The sequence below is a fragment of the Pseudomonas sp. GM49 genome, from assembly GCF_000282355.1.
Taxonomy (GTDB): domain Bacteria; phylum Pseudomonadota; class Gammaproteobacteria; order Pseudomonadales; family Pseudomonadaceae; genus Aquipseudomonas.
Genome location: NZ_AKJL01000073.1, coordinates 61,714 through 81,213 on the forward strand (window position 1 = coordinate 61,714; position 19,500 = coordinate 81,213).

Below are 19,500 nucleotides of genomic sequence, written 5' to 3' on the forward strand. Positions count from 1 at the left end.
AGCAAGCCCGCTCCAACAGGGTTTTGTGCTGGACCATCCATCAGTGACCAGTCACAAATCCAATGTGGGAGCGGGCTTGCTCGCGAAGGCAGCCACCCGGTGCCGAGGCTTTACGTCGCCAGTAGACGCACCGCTTTTTCCTTCAGCACCCCAAGATCAATCACCGGCACATATATCTCCTTGGCCTGCTCATCCCACTGCCGCATACGCAAACTCACCGCGCACAACGGGTCTTTTTCGAACGCCTCAGCCTCGGCCTCCGTCATCACCCCACCCTGATATTCCAGGGTCCGGCGGCTGGCTTCGCTCAATCGGTCGTAATACCCAGGCTCCTTCAACGTCAGGTAACGCTTGGCCTGAACGTGATACTCCACCAGCCGCGCCATGCGCTCGCTGAAGCCGGCGCGACGCAGGTAGTCGGCACCGAGGCGCTCATGGCTGACCACTCCGAAGCCGCCCATGTTCTCCGCGCTTTCGGCGCAGATATGCCCGATGTCATGAAAGAACGCCGCCAGTACCACTTCGTCGTCGAAGCCTTCGGCCATGGCCAGCACCGCCGCCTGGGACATGTGCTCGATCTGCGACACCGGCTCGCCGATGTAGTCGCTGTCGCCAAAGCGCTCGTACAAACCGAACACCTCGGCGATCACTCGTGCATTGCGTTCCATCAGATTTCCTCCAATACCGTCGCAACGTTGCGTTCGGCCATTGCCGGTCCGACGCTCATGCCGACACCGGTGTGCATCAACGCCACACTCAGGCCTTTCGCCGGGCGCAGGAACGAGAACGGTCCCGGTCCCCGTGAACCATAGACACCCTGCCAGCGTTCGACCACTTGCACCTTGCAGCCCAGGGTCTGCTCGGCCAGTTCGATCATCCACACATCGACCTGCTCGGCATTGAAGGGCGACGGATCGCGGCCGTAATGGTGCGAATCGCCAATGATCAACTCGCCATAGGGCGTCGGGCTGATCAGCAGGTGAATGCCGTTTTCGTGCAGATGCGGCGCGTACTGCAGAATTTCTGCCTGCACCGCCGCGGCCTCCGGCAAGTCGGCGAAGGCGCCGTAGTGCACGCAACTCAAACCGGTGAGCAAGGCGTGTTGCAGGTTGAGGTTGACGTGCGGCCGGGCGCGGAGCATCTGCAGGCGGCAGATTTGCGGGTCGAGTTCGGCGATCTGCTCGGCCAGCAAAGTCTGATAATCATGGCCGGAGCAGACGATGATTTGCTCGGCACTGAAGCTGCCGGCGGTGCTGTGCAGGCGACCGGGCTCGACATCGCGCACCAGGGTGGAAAAGTGAAACTTGACGCCCAGGTCACGGCGCAGGAAGTCGATCAGCGCCGCAATCGCTTCGCGCGAATACAGCTGCTGGTCGTCCATGCCGTGCAACGCCGCACGGTGATGGCGGAACTGGCCTCCGTACAAATCGCGTAACGCAGCGCCGCGCAGCAGGTCGACGCGGTAACCGTGCTCCACCGCGCGGCCATCGCAGAAGGCTTCCAGCAGTTGCTCTTCCGCCTCGGTGCGGGCGAAGAGGTACGAGCCATTACGCTTGAGTTGCAGGCCGGCGAGCTGTGCCCAATCGCCCCAGATTGCGCGACTGGCGCGGGCCAGTTCCAGCATCGGTCCCGGCGGCTGGCCGGTGACCAGGGCCTGGCCGAAGTTGCGTACCGAGGCGCCAACAGGCGTTTCGCTGCGCTCGAAAACCGTGACCTTCAGACCGCGTTTGGCGGCGGCATACGCGTGGGACAAACCCAGGATGCCGGCGCCGACGATCAGCATGTCGTTGTGTTGTGTCATGACAAATTGTCCTGAATTCAAGACCGCTATCGCGAGTAAGCTCGCTCCCACAGGAGAACGCATTCCAATGTGGGAGCGAGCTTGCTCGCGAAGAGGCCCTTTCAGCCGATGAAGATCTTACTTGGCTACCACTTTCTCGGACTTACCGTCATAGCGCTTGCGCCATTCAGTCAGTATTTCGTCGCGGTTCTTCGAAGCCCAGGCGAAGTCGTTCTTGATCAGGCGCTGTTCGTAGTCGGCCGGCAGTTCGGTCTGCGGCTTGGCAATACCTGGCTGGGCGAGCACGGCGAAGTTTTCTTTGTAGAGTTCCATCGCCTCAGGGCTGGCGGAAAAGTCAGCCAGTTTCTTTGCGGCTTCTTCGTGGGCAGTGCCCTTGATCACGGCAGTCGCTTCGATCTCCCAGCCCAGGCCTTCCTTCGGCAGGATGATGTCCAGCGGTGCGCCTTTACGCTTGAGTTGAACGGCCGGGTATTCGAAGGAAATACCGATCGGGAATTCGCCGGCAGCCGCCAGTTTGCAAGGCTTGGAACCGGAGTGAACGTACTGGCCGATGTTCTGGTGCAGGCCGTCCATGTACGCCCAGCCCTGCTTCTCGCCGAAGGTTTGCAGCCAGGCGCTGACGTCGAGGAAACCGGTGCCGGACGATGCCGGGTTCGGCATCACGATCTTGCCTTTGTACTCAGGCTTGGTCAGGTCCTGCCAGCTCACTGGCTTGGTCAGGCCCTGCTTTTCGGCTTCGACGGTGTTGAAGCAAATGGTCGCGGCCCAGACGTCCATGCCGACCCAGGCTGGCGGGTTGGCGGCGTCGCGGTAGTTGCCGCCGATCTTGCCCAGGTCCTTTGGTGCGTAGCTTTGCAGCATCCCTTGCTGATCGAGGATCGCCAGGCTGGAAGCGGCCAGGCCCCATACGGCGTCAGCCTGCGGGCGTTCTTTTTCGGCCAGCAGTTTAGCGGTGATGATGCCGGTGGAATCACGCACCCATTTGATTTCGACGTCAGGGTTGGTCTTTTCGAACGCTGCCTTATAAGCGGTCAGCTGTTCGGCTTCGAGGGCGGTGTACACCGTCAACTCGGTTTTCGCCGCATAGGCGTTCAGGCTGAAAGCGGTGAGGACAGCAGCGGCCAGGGCCATAGGCTTGAACATGATCTTTTCCTGTTGTTGAGTTGAGTGGGTGCTTTCGGTTTGAGGAGAAGGGAATCAGTGGCCGGGCGCGGTCTGCCGCCAGGCTTGGGACCGGCGCAGCAAACCGCGCGAAGCCCAGGCCAGCAGAAGGGACACGCCCGCCGAGGTGAACAGAATCAGGGTCGACATCGCTGCCGCGCCGCCGACGTTGCCGGCGTCGTCCATGTTCAACACCGCCACCGCCGCGAGGATGGTGTCGGGGCTGTAGAGGAAGATCGCCGCCGAGACGGTGGTCATGGCCGAGACGAACAGGTAGCGCACGATGTCCAGCAACGCCGGCAGGCAAATCGGCACGGTGACACGCAGGTAGTGGCGGTACAGGGGCGCCTTGAGCGACAGCGCGGCCGCTTCGAACTCGGCATCGAGTTGACGCAGCGCGGTGGTGGCGGTCATCTGCGCGGTGGTCAAATAGTGAGCAATGGTGCAGACGATCAACAGCGTCATGGTGCCGTAGAGCACGTGCAGCGGGTTGCCGGTGAGGTTGAAGAAGAAGACGTAACCCAACCCCAGCACCAGGCCCGGCACCGCCATCGGTACGAAGCTGAGCATGCGCAAGGTCAGGTTCAGGCCGCGCTGACCCTTGGTTTTCTCCATCAGGTACGCGCCAGTGAAGATCAGCAGGCTGCCGATCAACGCCGTGCCCAAGGCCATCTTCAGGCTGTTGCCGTAGGCCAGCCAGCCACCTCCGGCGGTTTCGTTGAACTGGTAATGGTTGAGCGACAGCGACAGGTTGTACGGCCAGAACTTCACCAGGGACGAGAACACCGCCATGCCGAACACCAGCAATAGCGCGGTGCAGATCAGTAGGACAATGGCCAGGTAGCAACCGTCGCGCAGCTTCGATGGCGCCGGTTTGAACACCTGGGCACGACCGCTCATGGCGTCGCCGTGACGCCGACGTAACCAGGCATCGACCCCGAAGCTGAACAGCGCGGGCAGCAGCAACACCATGCCGATCAGCGCACCGCGACCGAACTGTTGCTGACCCACCACAGCCTTGTAGGCCTCCAGCGCCAGCACCTGATAGTCGCCGCCGACCACCACCGGCACACCGAAATCGGTGATGGTCAGGGTGAACACCAGGCAGAACGCGGCGAATACGGCCTGACGGGTCGCCGGCCAGGTAATGCTGCGAAAGGCTTTGGCAGAACTCGCGCCCATGCTGGAGGCAGCGTCGAACAGTCGCGCATCGGCCAGGGACAGGGCCGACAGCAGAATCATCAAGGCGTGCGGGAAGGTGTAGATGACTTCGCCGAGCACAATGCCCCAGAAACCGTAGATGTTGTCCGAGAGCAAACCCCGCAACATGCCTTGGTTGCCGAACAGGTAAACCAGCGCAATGCCCGGCAGCATCGATGGCGCCATCAACGGCAGCAGCGAAATTCCACGCCAAATGCCTTTGGCCGGAATCAAGGTTCGTTGCAGAGCGTAGGCAAACAGATAGGCCAGTGGTACGACAATGGCCGCGACACTGAGGGAAGCCTTCAGACTGTTACCGAGCAACCAGTGGAAGTTTTCGCTGGTCACCAGTTCTTTGGCGGCGACCCAGCCACCGCCCTGCCCGGCTTCTGCGCTGAAACCACGCCAGAAGATCGCCAGCAACGGCATCAACACGGCAACGCCCAACAACACCAGCAGGAGGACTTTGCCGCCAACCACGAACAACCGGTCACCGATCTCGGCGCGGCTGGTCTGCCGAACCTGCTTTTGCGGCAGCGGCAGCGCGATGTTCGCGCTCATCAGGCAAACACCTGCAGGCTGCGCGGCGGCAAGGCGACCATGATCTGCCGGGCACCAAGGCGCGGCATGGCTTCCGGTGCCAGCTCCGCCAACAGCGCATGGCCCGGCAATTGATCGAGTTCGAAACTCATGCGGCAGCGGTTGCCGAGGAAGGTGATTTCACGAACCTTGGCCGGGAACAGGTTTTCCTCATGCACCAGCGGGTTGACGTTGATCGCTTCCGGACGGCAGAACAAACGACCGGACGACGTTTTAGCGCTGCCATTGGCCAGGCGCATGTTCATCCCGCCGACCTGGGCGTGGCTGTCGCTGCCGCTATGGAACGGCAACCAGTTGCCCTGGCCGACGAACTCCGCCACGAATGGCGTGGCCGGGCGATTGTAGATTTCCTGCGGCGTGGCGTACTGCTCGACCTTGCCGTTGTTCATCACGGCGATGCGGTCGGCCATCAGCATGGCCTCGTCCTGGTTGTGGGTGACCATCAGGGTGGTGATGCCGAGGTTGCGTTGCAGTTGGCGCAGTTCGGTACACAGATGCTCGCGCACTCGCGCATCAAGGGCCGACATCGGTTCGTCCAGCAGCAACAACGAAGGCGCGGGCGCCAGGGCTCGGGCCAGTGCCACCCGTTGCTGCTGACCGCCGGACAACTGGCCCGGGTACTTTTTCTCGCTGCCGGTCAGGCCAACCAGTTCCAGCATCTGACCGACCCGACGGCGCACTTCGTCGCGACCGCTGCCCGCGAGGCCGTAGGCGATGTTCGCTTCGACGGTGAGATTGGGGAACAACGCGTAGGACTGGAACAGAATGCCGTAGTCCCGCGCCTGGGGCGCCAGGTGGGAAACATCGCGATCACCCAGGTACAACTCGCCGCTGTCCTGCTTCTCCAGACCGGCGATGCAGCGCAGCAAGGTGGTTTTGCCACAGCCCGACGGGCCGAGCAAACACACCAGCTCACCGGCCGCCACGTCGAGGGAAACGTTATCCAGCGCCGTGAAGGCGCCAAAACGTTTCTGTACGCCGCGCACTTTCATCGGTGCGCCGGGGTTGGTCAGGGCAGTTGCGATCGAGTTGTTCATGGACGGACCTCATCTAGCAGATGGGGCCATCCTAGGGTTGTAATGAGTCCGTCATGTGGCAGTAAGGCAAAAACTGCCGATAGTGGTATTCAAGGATTTTGGGTTAAGTTTTGAGTCGCCTGATCAACCGCCATCGCGAGCTCGCTCCCACAGGGATTTTGGGTGTTCACACAATTTGTGTTTCACCTCAAACCCACTGTGGGAGCGAGCTCGCTCGCGATGAGGCCGGTACAGACACCCCAGAATTCAGGCCGGGGCCATTTCCTGCGCCAACCCCAGAAAAGCCGCCGGCAGCCGCGCGCCTTTGCGCTCCTTGAGACAGTACAGGTACTCGGGAATCTGTGGCGCATTCTCGATGGTCAGCACCCGCAGCTGCGGATCATGGGGCACTTCCTGGCGGGCAATGATGCTGATGCCGATGTTGCGCAGCACCGCTTCGCGGATCGATTCGCGACTGCCGATCTCCAGCAGCGGGCCGAAACACACGCCGGCGCTGGTCAGCAACTCTTCGGTCAGGCGACGGGTGGTCGAGCCCCGCTCGCGCATCAGCAAGGTATGCCCGGCCAAGGCGCCGAGCGGTACGTGATCGTGAACCGCCAGCGGATGATTGCGATGCACCGCCAGCACCAGCGGATCGCTGCCGAGCACCCGGCGAATCAGCCGCGCGTCATCGAGCAACTGCGACGACGCCGCGACATCGACCCGGTAATCCTCCAGCGCTTCAAGCACCTGTTGGGAGTTGCCGATTTCGACCGAGACCTCCACTTGCGGCAGGCGTTCGCGAAAAGTCTTCACCAGGTCGAGGATGTAATACGGCGCGGTGGCGGCAATGCGCAATGTGCCCTGGACCTGGCCGCAGTTGCGCAGAAAAAACTCGATATCGGCTTCCTGTTGCATCAGCACCTTGACCATCGGCAGCAGCCGCGCACCTTCGTCACTGACGCTGAGGCGCCGGCCGCCACGGTAGAACAGTTCGACCGAGTACTGGCTTTCGAGGTTGCGGATCTGCGTCGTCACCGTCGGCTGGCTCAGGCCGAGCTTCTTTGCAGCCTGGGTAATGCTGCCCAGGCGGGCCACCATGTAAAACGCCTTCAGCTCGGCACTCAGCACAACTGTCCCTCATCCTTTATTTGCGCAGCAGGCGCAAACCATTGAACACCACCAACAAGCTCACGCCCATGTCGGCGAACACCGCCATCCACATGGTAGCGAGCCCGGCGAAGGTTACCCCAAGAAAGATCGCCTTGATGACCAAAGCCAGGGCGATGTTTTGTTTGAGGATGCTCGATGTTTGCCGCGACAGGCGAATGAATGCCGGGATTTTGCGTAGATCGTCGTCCATCAGGGCGACATCGGCGGTTTCGATAGCGGTATCGGTACCCGCGGCGGCCATCGCAAAACCTATCTCGGAACGCGCCAGCGCAGGTGCGTCGTTGATGCCGTCGCCGACCATGCCGACCCGGTGCCCTTGGGCATAAAGAGCCTCGATAGCCTGCAATTTGTCCCCCGGCAACAGGTCGCCCTTGGCCTCGTCGATGCCGACTTGCGCAGCAATGGCTTGCGCGGTGTGGACGTTATCACCGGTGAGCATCAGGGTTTTGATGCCCAGGTCATGCAGTTGCTGGATGGCTTCGCGGCTGGACGCTTTTACCGTATCGGCGACGGCGAACAGCGCCAACGGGCCGGACGAATCAAGCAGCAGCACCACCGACTTGCCCTGTTTCTCCAGGGCAAACAGCTTCTCTTCCAGCGCCGGCGAACACAGGCCAAGATCCTCCACCAGACGATGGTTGCCCAAATGGTAGAGCTGGCCGTTGATCTCGCCGCGCACACCGCGCCCACCCAGCGCTTCGAAGTTATCCACAATCAGCGTCGCGGTTTGTTTATCCACAGCCGCTTTGGCGATTGCCATGGAAACCGGGTGATCCGAGCGCCCGGCCAACGCAGCGGCAATCGCCGGGGCTGTAGCGTCAGCGGTCGGGTCGAGGGACAGGTAATCGGTCTGCACCGGTTTGCCGTGGGTGATCGTCCCGGTTTTATCGAGAGCCAGGTAATCCAGCTTGTACCCACCTTCCAGGTACACGCCGCCCTTGACCAGAATGCCCTTGCGCGCCGCCGCCGCCAGACCGCTGACGATAGTCACCGGGGTGGAAATCACCAGTGCACATGGACAAGCCACCACCAGCAACACCAGCGCGCGGTAGATCCAGTCGAACCACACAGCGTCCATGAACAGCGGCGGGATGATCGCCACAGCCAGGGCCAGGACGAACACCACCGGAGTGTAGATTTTCGAGAATTGATCGACGAAACGCTGGGTCGGCGCCCGTGCCCCTTGGGCCTGCTCGACGGCGTGGATGATGCGGGCCAGGGTTGAGTTGTCGGCGGCGGCGGTCACCGCGTACTCCAGGGAACCGGCCTGATTGATGGTGCCGGCGAACACTTTGTCGCCGACGGTTTTTTCCACCGGCAGACTTTCACCGGTAATCGGCGCCTGATCGATGGTCGACCGGCCGGACAGCACTTCACCGTCCAGGCCGATGCGCTCACCGGGACGGACCCGCACCCGCGCGCCGAGCCCAACGCTTTTGACATCCTGCTCAAGCCAGCTCCCGTCAGACTGCAGCACCGTTGCCGTGTCGGGGGTCATCTGCATCAGGCCGCCGATGGCATTGCGCGCGCGGTCGAGGGATCTGGCTTCGATCAACTCGGCCACGGTGAACAGGAACATCACCATGGCCGCTTCCGGCCACTGGCCGATCAGCACCGCGCCGGTCACGGCAATGCTCATCAACGCGTTGATATTCAGGTTGCGGTTTTTAAGGGCGATCCAGCCTTTTTTGTAGGTGCCGAGGCCACCACTGAGGATCGAGACCAGTGCGATAACCGCCACCACCCAGTTCGGTGCGGAAGCGGTGAAGTGGATAACTTCCGCCAGCAATGCACCCACACCGGACAGTGCCAGGGGCCACCACGGCTTTTTCCGGGGCACCGGCGTCGGGGTTTCCGCACCCTGTTCCATTGGCTCGGCCTGCATGCCCAAGGATTTGATGGCCTCGACGATCGGCTCGATACCGGGCAAATCATGGGTCACGCCGAGCACCCGGTTAATCAGATTGAACTCAAGCTGCTGTACCCCGGTCAGTTTACTTAGCTTGTTCTGGATCAGTGTCTGTTCGGTTGGACAGTCCATCGCCTCAATGCGAAAACTGCTCAGCCGGGCCCCGGGCGTTGGCGACTCGCTCAGTTTTATCACCGCGGGTGCGGTCGCCCTGGAAGAACAGCAGGCGTCGTCGTGACCGCCATGGCCATGCTTTTGCAGCGGCTTGAGCTTGTGGCTGTGTTCATGTTCAGCCCCGGGTTTGTGGGAGTGCAGGGAATCGCTCATTGGTTGCGTCCATAAGAGTGCCTGTTGCCAAGTAAAGACCCTGTAGCCACTATAGGGTCAAGCACCGATTCTGGAGTTTTGGAGATTGGCGTCATGAAGATTGGAGAGTTGGCGAAACTCACGGACTGCGCCGTGGAAACCATCCGCTACTACGAGCGCGAGAACCTGCTGCCGGAACCGGCCCGCAGCGACGGCAACTATCGCGTCTACACCCAGGCCCACGCCGAACGCCTGACCTTCATCCGCAACTGTCGCACCCTAGACATGACGCTCGAAGAAATCCGCAGCCTGCTGGCGTTCCGCGACAGTCCGCAGGACCAGTGCGAAAGCGTCAATGCGTTGATCGACGAGCACATCCACCATGTGAAGGCGCGAATCGACGGATTGCTGGCCTTGCAGACACAACTGCTCGACCTGCGCCAACGCTGTGGCGAGGGGCCGGGAGTCGATCAATGCGGGATTTTGCAGCGGCTGGAAGTGAGCGGCGGAGTTGTGGCGACGGAGGTTGAGCATTCCCATGTCGGCCGTAGCCACGGCCACTGAAAACAACACGTAACCCTGTAGGAGCGAGCATGCTCGCGAAGAATTCAAAGGCGACGCGTTGTCCAGATAGCCCGCGTCATCGTTCACGTTCATCGCGAGCAAGCTCGCTCCTACAGGGGGTCGGTGGTAATTTTTAGACCGCCATCGGCGCGGTCATCGGCGCGTGGTGTTCGTAGCCTTCCAGCGAAAAATCACCCGGCTCCACCAGCTCCAGCCATTCCGGCTGGTAAACGCCAGTCTTGGCAAACTCCGGCACACGGTCGGAAATCACCAGTTTCGGCATAGGGAACGGCTCGCGCTTGAGCTGCTCGTTGAGCATGTCCAGGTGGTTCTCGTAGACGTGCGCATCGCCGATGAAATAGGTGAACCAGCGCGGCGTGTAGCCGGTCAGGCGCCCGATCAGGCTCAGCAGTGCGGCACCTTCGGTCAGGTTGAACGGCGTGCCCAGACCCAGGTCGTTGGAGCGGATGTAGAGAGTCAGGGAAATCTCTTTGGTCTCGACATTCGGGTGGAACTGGTACAGCAGGTGGCACGGCGGCAGGGCCATTTCATCGAGCTGGGCGCAGTTCCAGCCGTGGAACAGGATACGGCGGCTGCCCGGGTCCTTGATGATGGTATCGACGCACTGGCGGACCTGGTCGATGGCTTTGTACAGCACCACGTAGGCCTGTCCGTCTTCTTCACCTTCGGCGATCTGGCGATAGCCTTGCTTCAGGGTCTGCTCGATGGCGGCCGGGTTGCTGACCGGGATCTGCTTGTACGCTGGCCATTTGCGCCATTGCACGCCGTAGATTTCACCAAGGTCGTCTTCGCCCTGACGGAACGGGTTGGCCAGCCACTGGGCGTTTTCGTTGGCGTTCTGGTCCCAGACCTTGCAGCCCAACGCACGGAATTCGGCAGCGTTGTTCACGCCACGCAGGAATCCGCACATTTCGCCAATGGCCGATTTGAACGCCATCTTGCGCGTGGTGATCGCCGGGAAACCTTCCTGCAGGTCATAACGCAGCATCGCACCGGGAAAGCTGATGGTGTTCACGCCGGTACGGTTGGCCTGCTTGGTGCCGTTCTTGATGACGTGGGCGACTAGTTCGAGATATTGCTTCATGAGTTACCTGTGTCCTTGAACCCGGGACCGAAGCCCCGGGGTTCGAATTTTATACAGCTGCCGCTGGAGTCGCCGGGGCGCGGTGATACGCCAGCCAGATCAGGACCAGGCCGCCGACGATCATCGGCAGGCACAGCACCTGGCCCATGGTCAGCCAGTTCCAGGCCAGATAGCCCAATTGCGCGTCCGGCACACGGACGAACTCGACGATAAAACGGAAGATGCCGTAGAACAGCGCAAACATCCCGGAAACCGCCATGGTCGGCCGCGGCTTGCGCGAGAACAGCCAGAGGATCAGGAACAGCGCCACGCCTTCGAGAGCGAACTGGTACAACTGCGACGGGTGACGTGGCAGCTGCGCCGGATCGCTGAACGGCGGGAAGATCATCGCCCACGGCACGTCGGTCGGCTTGCCCCACAGCTCGGCATTGATGAAGTTGCCGATACGCCCGGCACCCAGGCCAATCGGCACCATCGGCGCAACGAAGTCCATCAGCTGGAAGAACGACTTGTTGTTCTTCTTGCCGAACCACAACGCCGCCAGCATCACGCCGATGAAACCGCCGTGGAACGACATGCCGCCCTTCCACACTTCGAAAATCAGCGTCGGGTTGGCAAGGTAAGCGCTCAGATCGTAGAACAGCACATAACCCAGTCGCCCGCCGACGATCACCCCCATCGACATCCAGAACACCATGTCGGAGAGTTTTTCCTTGGTCCAGGTCGGGTCGAAGCGGTTCAAGCGGCGGGACGCCAGCAGCCAGGCGCCGCCGATGCCGATCAGGTACATCAGGCCGTACCAGTGGATTTTCAGCGGACCGATGGCCAGGGCCACCGGGTCGATCTGCGGGTAAGGCAGCATTGCGACTCCTCGTTAGAGTTCAAATCTTAAAAATTCCCGGGCGACGCTGCCACCTCAGGATTAAGCCAGGATTGCGCTGCCCGTCAGAGCAGATGCTTCAGACTAGAAAGTTCAGGCCGACGCAGAACAGCAAAGCGGCAAACAGCCTTTTCAGCAACTTCGGCGACAACCTGTGAGCCAATCGCGCACCCAAGCGGGCGAACACCATGCTGGTCAGGGCAATGCCCAGCAGCGCCGGCAAATAAATGAAACCCAGACTATGGGCCGGGAGCAACGGATCGTGCCAGCCCAGAATCATGAAACTTAATGCACTGGCCAGGGCAATCGGCAGACCGCAGGCCGATGAAGTGGCCACGGCTTGCTGCATCGGCACGCTGCGCCAAGTCAGGAATGGCACGGTCAACGAACCGCCGCCAATGCCAAAAATCGCCGAAGCCCAGCCAATTACGCTGCCGGCCACGGTCAGACCGAGTTTACCCGGCACGGTTCGGCTGGCCTTGGGTTTGAGGTCCAGTGTCAATTGCGCGGCGATCACCAACGCGAACACGCCGATGATTTTCTGCAGGTTCGGTCCGGAAATCGCCTCGGCGGTCAGTGCGCCGAACCCGGCACCGATCAGAATGCCGACGGTCATCCATACGAAGATCGGCCAACGCACGGCGCCTCGGCGGTGATGCTCACGGACCGCGTTGACTGAGGTGAAGATAATCGTCGCCAGGGAGGTACCCACTGCCAGATGCGTGAGGATCGATGGATCGAACCCTTGCGCTTTGAAACTGAACACCAGCACCGGAACGATAATGATCCCGCCGCCTACCCCGAACAGCCCGGCCAGCACGCCTGCGCAGGCGCCGAGCGCCAGATAGAGCAGAAATTCCATGGTCGTTCCCGCTCGCCTCCCCAAAACCGGAGCGGCATGGTAACGGATGCATGGCCTCAAGCTCCACTGTGCAAGGCGATGGATCGATGAGCGATGTCTGCGTAGAGTGGGCAAAAAACACACAAGGACAGCCTTATGTGCCTGATTGTTTTTGCCTGGCGCCCGGGTCATGCCCAGCCGCTGGTCGTGGCGGCCAATCGCGATGAGTTCTACGCCCGCCCCAGCCTGCCGCTGGCGCAATGGCCCGAAGCGCCCCAGGTGTACGCCGGACGCGACCTGGAGGCCGGTGGTACCTGGCTCGGTGTCGGTGCCAACGGACGCTTTGCCGCGCTGACCAACATTCGTGATCCCCACCAGCCACCGGGGCGCAGGTCTCGTGGAGAACTGGTGGCACGGTTTCTCACCGGGGAAGTATCGATTGACGATTATTTGAGCGACGTTGTCGCACGTTCGTCGGAATATGGCGGCTTTAACCTGCTGGTCGGCAATGCCAACGAACTCTGGCACTTCAATGCCCGGGAATCTGAGGCTGTGATGTTGCCTGCCGGGGTTCATGGGCTGTCGAACGCCGGGCTGGATACGCCCTGGCCGAAACTGCTCAAGGCCAAAGCGGCGTTGAGCGAGGTGCTGGACGATCCGCAGCCTCAAGCATTGCTGGCGTTATTGAGCGATTCGCAGCAAGCACCGTTTGCCGAATTGCCTGACACGGGGGTCGGCTTGGCCACCGAGACACTGCTATCGAGTGTGTTTATCGCCAGTCAGAGTTACGGGACTCGGGCCAGTACGGCGTTGATCGTGCAGGCGGATGGGACGCGGCATCTGGTCGAACGCAGTTTCGGGCCGTTTGGCGGGCATTTGGGGGAAGTGGAAATCAGGCTTTAGTTTTTTGTTGCCTGTACTGGCCCCATCGCGAGCAAGCTCGCTCCCACAGTGGGCTTGTGCAGGTTCACTGCTTTGTGAACAACACAAAACCCTGTGGGAGCGAGCTTGCTCGCGAAGAGGCCGTCAGCGTTTTAGAGGGCCTTGATCGCCCCCGGATTGATCATCCGCGCCAGCCCGAGGTTTTTCAGCGCCAGTTGCAACGAGCTGTGGATCACTTGCGGGTTATCGATGGTCATCAGTTCCGCCAGCAATTCCTTGGCCTTGCTCAGGTTGATCTGACGCAGCATCCACTTCACTTTCGGCAAGTTGGTGGCGTTCATCGACAGGCTGTCGAAACCCATCGCCATCAACAGCACGGCCGCCGCCGGGTCACCGGCCATTTCACCGCAGATGCTCACCGGCTTGCCTTCGGCATGGGCGTCGCGCACCACGTTTTGCAGGGCTTGCAGCACCGCCGGGTGCAGGTAGTCGTAGAGGTCGGCGACCCGTGGGTTGTTGCGGTCCACGGCCAACAGGTACTGGGTCAGATCGTTGGAACCAACGGAGAGGAAGTCCACCTGCCGCGCCAGTTCCTTGGTCTGATAAACAGCGGCCGGGATCTCGATCATCACGCCAATCGGCGGCATCGGCACGTCGCAGCCTTCGTCGCGCACTTCGCCCCAGGCGCGGTGGATCAGGTGCAGCGCTTCTTCCAATTCATGAGTACCGGAGATCATCGGTAGCAGAATGCGCAGGTTGTTCAAGCCTTCGCTGGCCTTGAGCATGGCACGGGTCTGCACCAGGAAGATTTCCGGGTGGTCGAGGGTGACGCGAATGCCGCGCCAGCCGAGGAACGGGTTGTCTTCCTTGATCGGGAAGTACGACAGCGACTTGTCGCCGCCGATGTCCAGGGTACGCATGGTCACCGGTTGCGGGTGGAACGCGGCGAGTTGTTCGCGGTAGATCGCCAGTTGTTCCTTTTCGCTCGGGAAACGCTGGTTGATCATGAACGGCACTTCGGTGCGGTACAGGCCGACACCTTCGGCTCCGCGCTTCTGCGCGCGCGCCACATCCGCCAGCAGGCCGGTGTTGACCCACAACGGCATGCGGTGACCATCGACCGTGATACACGGCAGATCGCGCAGCGCATCCAGCCCGAGGGCCAGTTGTTTTTCTTCCTCGACCACTTCGGCGAACTGCTTGCGCAGCACGTCACTCGGGTTGGTGTAGACCTCGCCGTGGTAGCCGTCGACGATCATCTGGATGCCGTCGACCTTGGAGTACGGCAGGTCGACCAGGCCCATCACGGTCGGGATGCCCATGGCGCGGGCGAGGATGGCGACGTGGGAGTTACCGGAACCGAGCACCGACACCAGACCGACCAGCTTGCCTTCCGGCACCTCGCCGAGCATCGCCGGCGTCAGTTCTTCGCTGACCAGAATGGTGTTGTCGGGGTAGACCAGGGTTTGCTGGCGCTCTTCCTGCAAATAAGCCAGCAAGCGCCGACCGAGGTCCTTGACGTCCGAGGCACGCTCGCGCAGGTAAGCGTCGTCCATCAATTCGAAACGGTTGACGTGATCGGTGACCACCTGGCGCAACGCGCCCTGGGCCCACTGGCCGGTCTTGATCACTGTGGTGACTTCGCTGCCCAGCGCGGCATCGTCGAGCATCATCAGGTAGACGTCGAACAAGGCCCGCTCTTCCGGGCGCAACTGCGTGGCAAGCTTGGTGGACAACGCGCGCATGTCGGCGCGCACACCTTCGATGGCGGTCTTGAACAGCCCGAGTTCGGCGTCGATGTCAGAGATGGTCTTGTCCGGCACCACGTCCAGATCGGCCGGTGGCAGCATGACCACCGCCGTACCGACCGCCGCACCCGGTGAACCCGGCACGCCGACGAACTTGGCTTCCTGGATACCCTTGCCCTGACGACCGAGGCCGCGGATCGAACCGGTGGCTTCGGCGTGGGCAATAACGCCGGCGAGCTGCGCGCTCATGGTCACGAGGAAGGCTTCTTCACCCTCATCGAACTGGCGACGCTCCTTTTGCTGGATGACCAACACGCCGACGACGCGACGGTGGTGAATGATCGGCGCGCCGAGGAACGACGCGAAACGCTCTTCACCGGTTTCGGCGAAGTAGCGGTAGCGCGGGTGGTCCGCGGCGTTTTCGAGGTTCAGGGGTTCTTCGCGCGTGCCGACCAGGCCGACCAGACCTTCATTGGGCGCCATGCTGACCTTGCCGATCGAGCGCTTGTTCAAGCCCTCGGTGGCCATCAGCACGAAACGGTTGGTCTCTGGATCAAGCAGGTAGACCGAGCAGACCTGGCTGCCCATGGCCTCTTTGACGCGCAACACAATAATCCCCAACGCCGCTTTGAGATCCTTGGCGGAGTTAACTTCCTGGACGATCTTGCGCAGCGTATTGAGCATGGCTCGGGGTCGAACTCCGTCGTCAGTCGCGCGCTAAAAGGCGCGGGGCAAGCTCTTTGAGAGCGCGTCGATACACCTCGCGCTTGAATGTCACCACCTGGCCCAACGGATACCAATAGCTGACCCAGCGCCAGCCATCGAACTCCGGTTTACCGGTCAAATCCATCCGCACCCGCTGCTCGTTGGAGATCAGGCGCAGGAGAAACCATTTCTGCTTCTGGCCGATGCACAGCGGTTGGCTGTGGGTACGCACCAGACGTTGCGGCAAACGATAGCGCAACCAGCCCCGGGTGCAGGCGAGAATTTCAACATCTTCGCGCTCCAGGCCTACTTCTTCGTTCAACTCGCGGTACAAGGCGTCTTCCGGCGTCTCTTCGGGGTTGATTCCCCCCTGCGGAAACTGCCAGGCATCTTGATTGATTCGGCGAGCCCATAGCACCTGGCCGGCGTCATTCGTCAGAATGATCCCGACATTGGGGCGAAAACCATCGGGGTCGATCACGGCAACAACCTCGCAAACGCATGTCGCCGCATTGTTCCACAAAGGTTGTTAAGGCGGCAACGAAGGTTCCTACCTTATGTGCACTCTTGTGAAAAGACCGTATTCTTGTCGCCTTTTTACTGACTTTTCAGCGGGTAACTGTAATGCGCCTGGCTTTATTCGATTTGGACAACACCCTTCTGGGCGGTGACAGCGATCACGCCTGGGGCGATTACCTGTGCGAGCGCGGCTTTCTCGATGCCGTCGCATACAAGGCACGCAACGATGCGTTCTACCAGGATTACCTGGCCGGCAAACTGGATAACGCTGCTTACCTGAACTTCTGCCTGGAAGTCCTTGGCCGCACCGAAATGGCCACGCTGGATCAGTGGCACAGCGATTACATGCGCGACTGCATCGAGCCGATCTTGCTACCCAAGGCGATCGAACTGCTGGCCAAACACCGCACGGCCGGCGACAAACTGGTGATCATCACTGCCACCAACCGCTTCGTTACCGGACCGATCGCCGAGCGCCTGGGCGTCGAAACCCTGATCGCCACCGAATGCGAAATGCTCGACGGCCGCTACACCGGGCGCAGCACCGATGTGCCGTGCTTCCGTGAAGGCAAGGTGACGCGGTTGAATCGCTGGCTGGAGGAAACCGGGTATACGCTGGATGACAGCTACTTCTATAGCGACTCGATGAATGATTTGCCGTTGCTGGAGCTGGTGGCTAATCCGATCGCTGTCGATCCTGATTCGAATCTGCGGGCCGAGGCCGAGAAGCGCAGCTGGCCGGTGATTTCGTTGCGCGATTGATATCGCCTTACTGTAGGAGCGAGCTTGCTCGCGAAAAACTCAAGATCGCTGCGGGGCGTCAGGCGCCCCGCGTTATCGTTAACGCCCATCGCGAGCAGGCTCGCTCCTACACCGGTTTGGCACCCATCAACCCGGCAATGGCAACCAAGCAGACAAAACTGAACAACGCCAGGGCAAAGGTGAATTTCCCCACACCACCCGGCGTCTTGCGCAGCTTGTTCAGCCGCACCAGCAACCAGAACCACGCCAGCGCCGCGACGGTGTACAACACGCTGGACGCCAGCAACCAGGTCTGCCCCAACGGCCAGCCCACCAGGTGCACCATCCACCAGCCGGTGAACGGCATGCTCAGTAGCGCCAGCCCCATCAACAGCCAGATGAACACTCGTGGCCGTTGCAAAGTGCGACTACCCGCCGTCGCGTCACCTTTGCGCCGTGCAAGCAACACCCAGATTCCCAGACCCAGCGCACAAGCCAGCAGTACAACAGTTGCCACCATGTGCGCCGCTTTCAGGGCAGTTAACGTTTCCATTGTCAGTTTTCCTTATCGCCTGCCCAACAGCGTAGCCGCTCAGCCAAGAAACAGCTGATAGGCCGGGTTGTCGCTTTCGTCCCAGTACGGGTAACCGATTTCTTCCAGCGCCGCCGGCACCAGGTAGCGCTCGTCGTGGGGTACTTGCAGGCCCGCGACGACCCGGCCATCTGCCGCGCCATGGTTGCGGTAGTGGAACATCGAAATGTTCCAGCGCCCGCCGAGCTTGTTGAGGAAGTTGAACAGCGCCCCCGGACGCTCCGGGAATTCGAAACGCAGGATCACTTCGTCGACCACATGCGCCGCACGCCCGCCGACCATGTGGCGGATGTGCAGCTTGGCCAGTTCGTTGTCGGTCAGGTCCAGCACCGGGAAACCTTGCTCGCTCAGGCTGGCGATCAGTGCACTGCGCGGGTCGTTTTCCGGGTGGGTCTGCACGCCGACAAAGATGTGCGCTTCGCTGCCAGTGTTATAGCGGTAGTTGAATTCGGTGATCTGACGCTTGCCGATGGCCTCGCAGAACGCCTTGAAGCTGCCCGGTTTCTCGGGAATGGTCACGGCGATGATGGCTTCGCGGCCCTCGCCCAACTCCGCACGCTCTGCGACGTGGCGCAGGCGATCGAAGTTGACGTTGGCCCCGGAGTCGATGGCTACGAAGGTCTGGCCACTGACGCCGCGCTGCTCGACATACTTCTTGATCCCGGCCACGCCCAAGGCGCCGGCAGGTTCGGTGATCGAACGGGTATCGTCGTAGATGTCCTTGATGGCGGCGCAGATTTCGTCGGTGCTGACGGTGATCACTTCATCGACATGATCTTTGCAGATGTCGAACGTGTGCTGACCGATCTGGGCCACCGCCACACCGTCGGCGAAGATGCCCACAGTCGGCAACACCACACGCTCGCCCGCCGCCATGGCGGCTTGCAGGCAATTGGAGTCATCCGGCTCGACGCCGATGATCTTGATGTCCGGGCGCAGGTACTTGACGTACGCCGCGATGCCGGCGATCAGGCCGCCGCCGCCCACCGGGACGAAAATCGCATCCAGTGGCTGAGGGTGCTGGCGCAGAATCTCCATGGCCACGGTGCCCTGCCCGGCAATGGTGTGGGGATCGTCGTAGGGGTGGATGTAGACGTAGCCTTTTTCGTCGACCAGTTTCAGCGAGTAGGCCAGGGCTTCCGGGAACGAATCGCCGTGCAGCACCACTTTGCCGCCACGGGAGCGCACGCCTTCGACCTTGATTTCCGGGGTGGTCTTGGGCATGACGATGGTCGCTTTCACGCCCAACACCTTCGCCGCCAGGGCCAGGCCTTGCGCGTGATTGCCCGCCGACGCGGTGACGACACCACGTGCACGTTCTTCGTCGCTCAACTGAGTCAGCTTGTTGTAGGCGCCGCGAATCTTGAACGAGAACACCGGCTGCAAGTCTTCGCGCTTGAGCCAAATGCTGTTGCCCAGCCGCTCGGAGAGCTGGCGGGCAGTCTGCAATGGGGTTTCTACGGCAACGTCATAAACGCGCGAGGTGAGGATCTTTTTGACGTACTGTTCAAGCATCGGAAAGCATCACTGAGCGGGTTGGGCAGGACCAAGGAGTCTAACCCGGCTTTTGTCCGGACGACCACACTAAACCGGTGGTTTTAGGCCAGACGTTATGCCTGTGGCGAGGGGGCTTGCCCCCGTTCGGCTGCGAAGCAGTCGTAAACCTGTTGATTCGGAGTGCCTGAAAGTATGCAGGGGGAGCGCTACGCACTCCGACGGGGGCAAGCTCCCTCGCCACAAAAGCAATCCGGCACCAA

17 protein-coding genes are annotated in these 19,500 nt (G+C 61.2%); 3 read left to right on the forward strand and 14 right to left on the reverse strand.

Features of this window, described 5'->3' with window-relative positions; all coding sequences use genetic code 11:
• Window positions 1-110: 110 nt before the first annotated feature.
• The 7 genes from PMI29_RS22420 to PMI29_RS22390 all read right to left on the reverse strand — a co-directional run bounded on the left by PMI29_RS22420 (window position 111) and on the right by PMI29_RS22390 (window position 9,187).
• The gene (locus tag PMI29_RS22420; RefSeq protein ID WP_007995500.1) at window positions 111-668 is read right to left on the reverse strand and encodes a phosphonate degradation HD-domain oxygenase; all 558 of its coding nucleotides are present in this window, start codon (window positions 666-668) and stop codon (window positions 111-113) included.
• Window positions 668-1,801: a TIGR03364 family FAD-dependent oxidoreductase gene (locus PMI29_RS22415; protein WP_007995503.1), complete on the reverse strand. Its 1,134-nt coding sequence runs from the start codon at window positions 1,799-1,801 to the stop codon at window positions 668-670. Before PMI29_RS22415 ends, PMI29_RS22420 begins: the two co-directional genes overlap by 1 nt.
• Before the next feature lie 117 nt (window positions 1,802-1,918).
• On the reverse strand, window positions 1,919-2,944 hold the full coding sequence (locus PMI29_RS22410) for a putative 2-aminoethylphosphonate ABC transporter substrate-binding protein (RefSeq protein WP_007987641.1): 1,026 nt from the start codon (window positions 2,942-2,944) through the stop codon (window positions 1,919-1,921).
• A 54-nt stretch (window positions 2,945-2,998) separates the two neighbouring features.
• A complete protein-coding gene (locus PMI29_RS22405) occupies window positions 2,999-4,723 on the reverse strand; it encodes a putative 2-aminoethylphosphonate ABC transporter permease subunit (RefSeq protein WP_007995505.1) in 1,725 nt (574 codons plus the stop codon).
• Window positions 4,723-5,799 (reverse strand): putative 2-aminoethylphosphonate ABC transporter ATP-binding protein, encoded by a 1,077-nt coding sequence (locus tag PMI29_RS22400; RefSeq protein ID WP_007995507.1) that lies wholly within the window; start codon window positions 5,797-5,799, stop codon window positions 4,723-4,725. Before PMI29_RS22400 ends, PMI29_RS22405 begins: the two co-directional genes overlap by 1 nt.
• A gap of 246 nt (window positions 5,800-6,045) precedes the next feature.
• The gene (locus tag PMI29_RS22395) at window positions 6,046-6,909 is read right to left on the reverse strand and encodes a LysR family transcriptional regulator (RefSeq protein WP_007995508.1); all 864 of its coding nucleotides are present in this window, start codon (window positions 6,907-6,909) and stop codon (window positions 6,046-6,048) included.
• A 16-nt stretch (window positions 6,910-6,925) separates the two neighbouring features.
• Window positions 6,926-9,187 carry a heavy metal translocating P-type ATPase gene (locus PMI29_RS22390; protein ID WP_007995509.1) on the reverse strand — a complete coding sequence of 754 codons (2,262 nt, stop codon included), beginning with the start codon at window positions 9,185-9,187 and terminating at the stop codon, window positions 6,926-6,928.
• Window positions 9,188-9,280: 93 nt separating this feature from the next.
• On the opposite strand from PMI29_RS22390, the gene cadR reads away from it, so the two are divergent.
• Complete coding sequence (gene cadR, locus PMI29_RS22385; protein ID WP_007995512.1) at window positions 9,281-9,730, forward strand: Cd(II)/Pb(II)-responsive transcriptional regulator; 450 nt, start codon at window positions 9,281-9,283, stop codon at window positions 9,728-9,730.
• A gap of 133 nt (window positions 9,731-9,863) precedes the next feature.
• Here cadR and PMI29_RS22380 read toward each other — a convergent pair whose 3' ends face one another.
• The 3 genes from PMI29_RS22380 to PMI29_RS22370 all read right to left on the reverse strand — a co-directional run bounded on the left by PMI29_RS22380 (window position 9,864) and on the right by PMI29_RS22370 (window position 12,577).
• Window positions 9,864-10,835: a thymidylate synthase gene (locus PMI29_RS22380; protein ID WP_007995514.1), complete on the reverse strand. Its 972-nt coding sequence runs from the start codon at window positions 10,833-10,835 to the stop codon at window positions 9,864-9,866.
• 49 nt (window positions 10,836-10,884) lie between these two features.
• Window positions 10,885-11,697, reverse strand: a complete 813-nt coding sequence (gene lgt, locus PMI29_RS22375; RefSeq protein WP_007976415.1) for a prolipoprotein diacylglyceryl transferase — start codon at window positions 11,695-11,697, stop codon at window positions 10,885-10,887.
• Between the two features lie 97 nt (window positions 11,698-11,794).
• Window positions 11,795-12,577 carry a sulfite exporter TauE/SafE family protein gene (locus PMI29_RS22370; protein WP_007995515.1) on the reverse strand — a complete coding sequence of 261 codons (783 nt, stop codon included), beginning with the start codon at window positions 12,575-12,577 and terminating at the stop codon, window positions 11,795-11,797.
• A gap of 135 nt (window positions 12,578-12,712) precedes the next feature.
• On the opposite strand from PMI29_RS22370, the gene PMI29_RS22365 reads away from it, so the two are divergent.
• A complete protein-coding gene (locus PMI29_RS22365; protein WP_007995518.1) occupies window positions 12,713-13,459 on the forward strand; it encodes an NRDE family protein in 747 nt (248 codons plus the stop codon).
• Between the two features lie 131 nt (window positions 13,460-13,590).
• Here PMI29_RS22365 and ptsP read toward each other — a convergent pair whose 3' ends face one another.
• Window positions 13,591-15,870: a phosphoenolpyruvate--protein phosphotransferase gene (gene ptsP / locus PMI29_RS22360; protein ID WP_007995519.1), complete on the reverse strand. Its 2,280-nt coding sequence runs from the start codon at window positions 15,868-15,870 to the stop codon at window positions 13,591-13,593.
• Window positions 15,871-15,892: 22 nt separating this feature from the next.
• The gene (locus PMI29_RS22355; RefSeq protein WP_003229203.1) at window positions 15,893-16,372 is read right to left on the reverse strand and encodes an RNA pyrophosphohydrolase; all 480 of its coding nucleotides are present in this window, start codon (window positions 16,370-16,372) and stop codon (window positions 15,893-15,895) included.
• A gap of 143 nt (window positions 16,373-16,515) precedes the next feature.
• Between PMI29_RS22355 and PMI29_RS22350 the strand changes: the two genes are divergently transcribed.
• Entirely contained in the window at window positions 16,516-17,172 is a 657-nt protein-coding gene (locus PMI29_RS22350; protein WP_007995522.1) for an HAD family hydrolase, read from the forward strand.
• 106 nt (window positions 17,173-17,278) lie between these two features.
• On the opposite strand, the gene PMI29_RS22345 is transcribed toward PMI29_RS22350, so the two are convergent.
• Both PMI29_RS22345 and ilvA read right to left on the reverse strand, forming a co-directional pair.
• Entirely contained in the window at window positions 17,279-17,704 is a 426-nt protein-coding gene (locus PMI29_RS22345) for a DUF2269 domain-containing protein (protein ID WP_007995524.1), read from the reverse strand.
• 39 nt (window positions 17,705-17,743) lie between these two features.
• Window positions 17,744-19,258, reverse strand: coding sequence for a threonine ammonia-lyase, biosynthetic (gene ilvA, locus PMI29_RS22340; RefSeq protein ID WP_007995526.1), 1,515 nt, complete (start codon window positions 19,256-19,258; stop codon window positions 17,744-17,746).
• Between the last annotated feature and the right edge of the window lie 242 nt (window positions 19,259-19,500).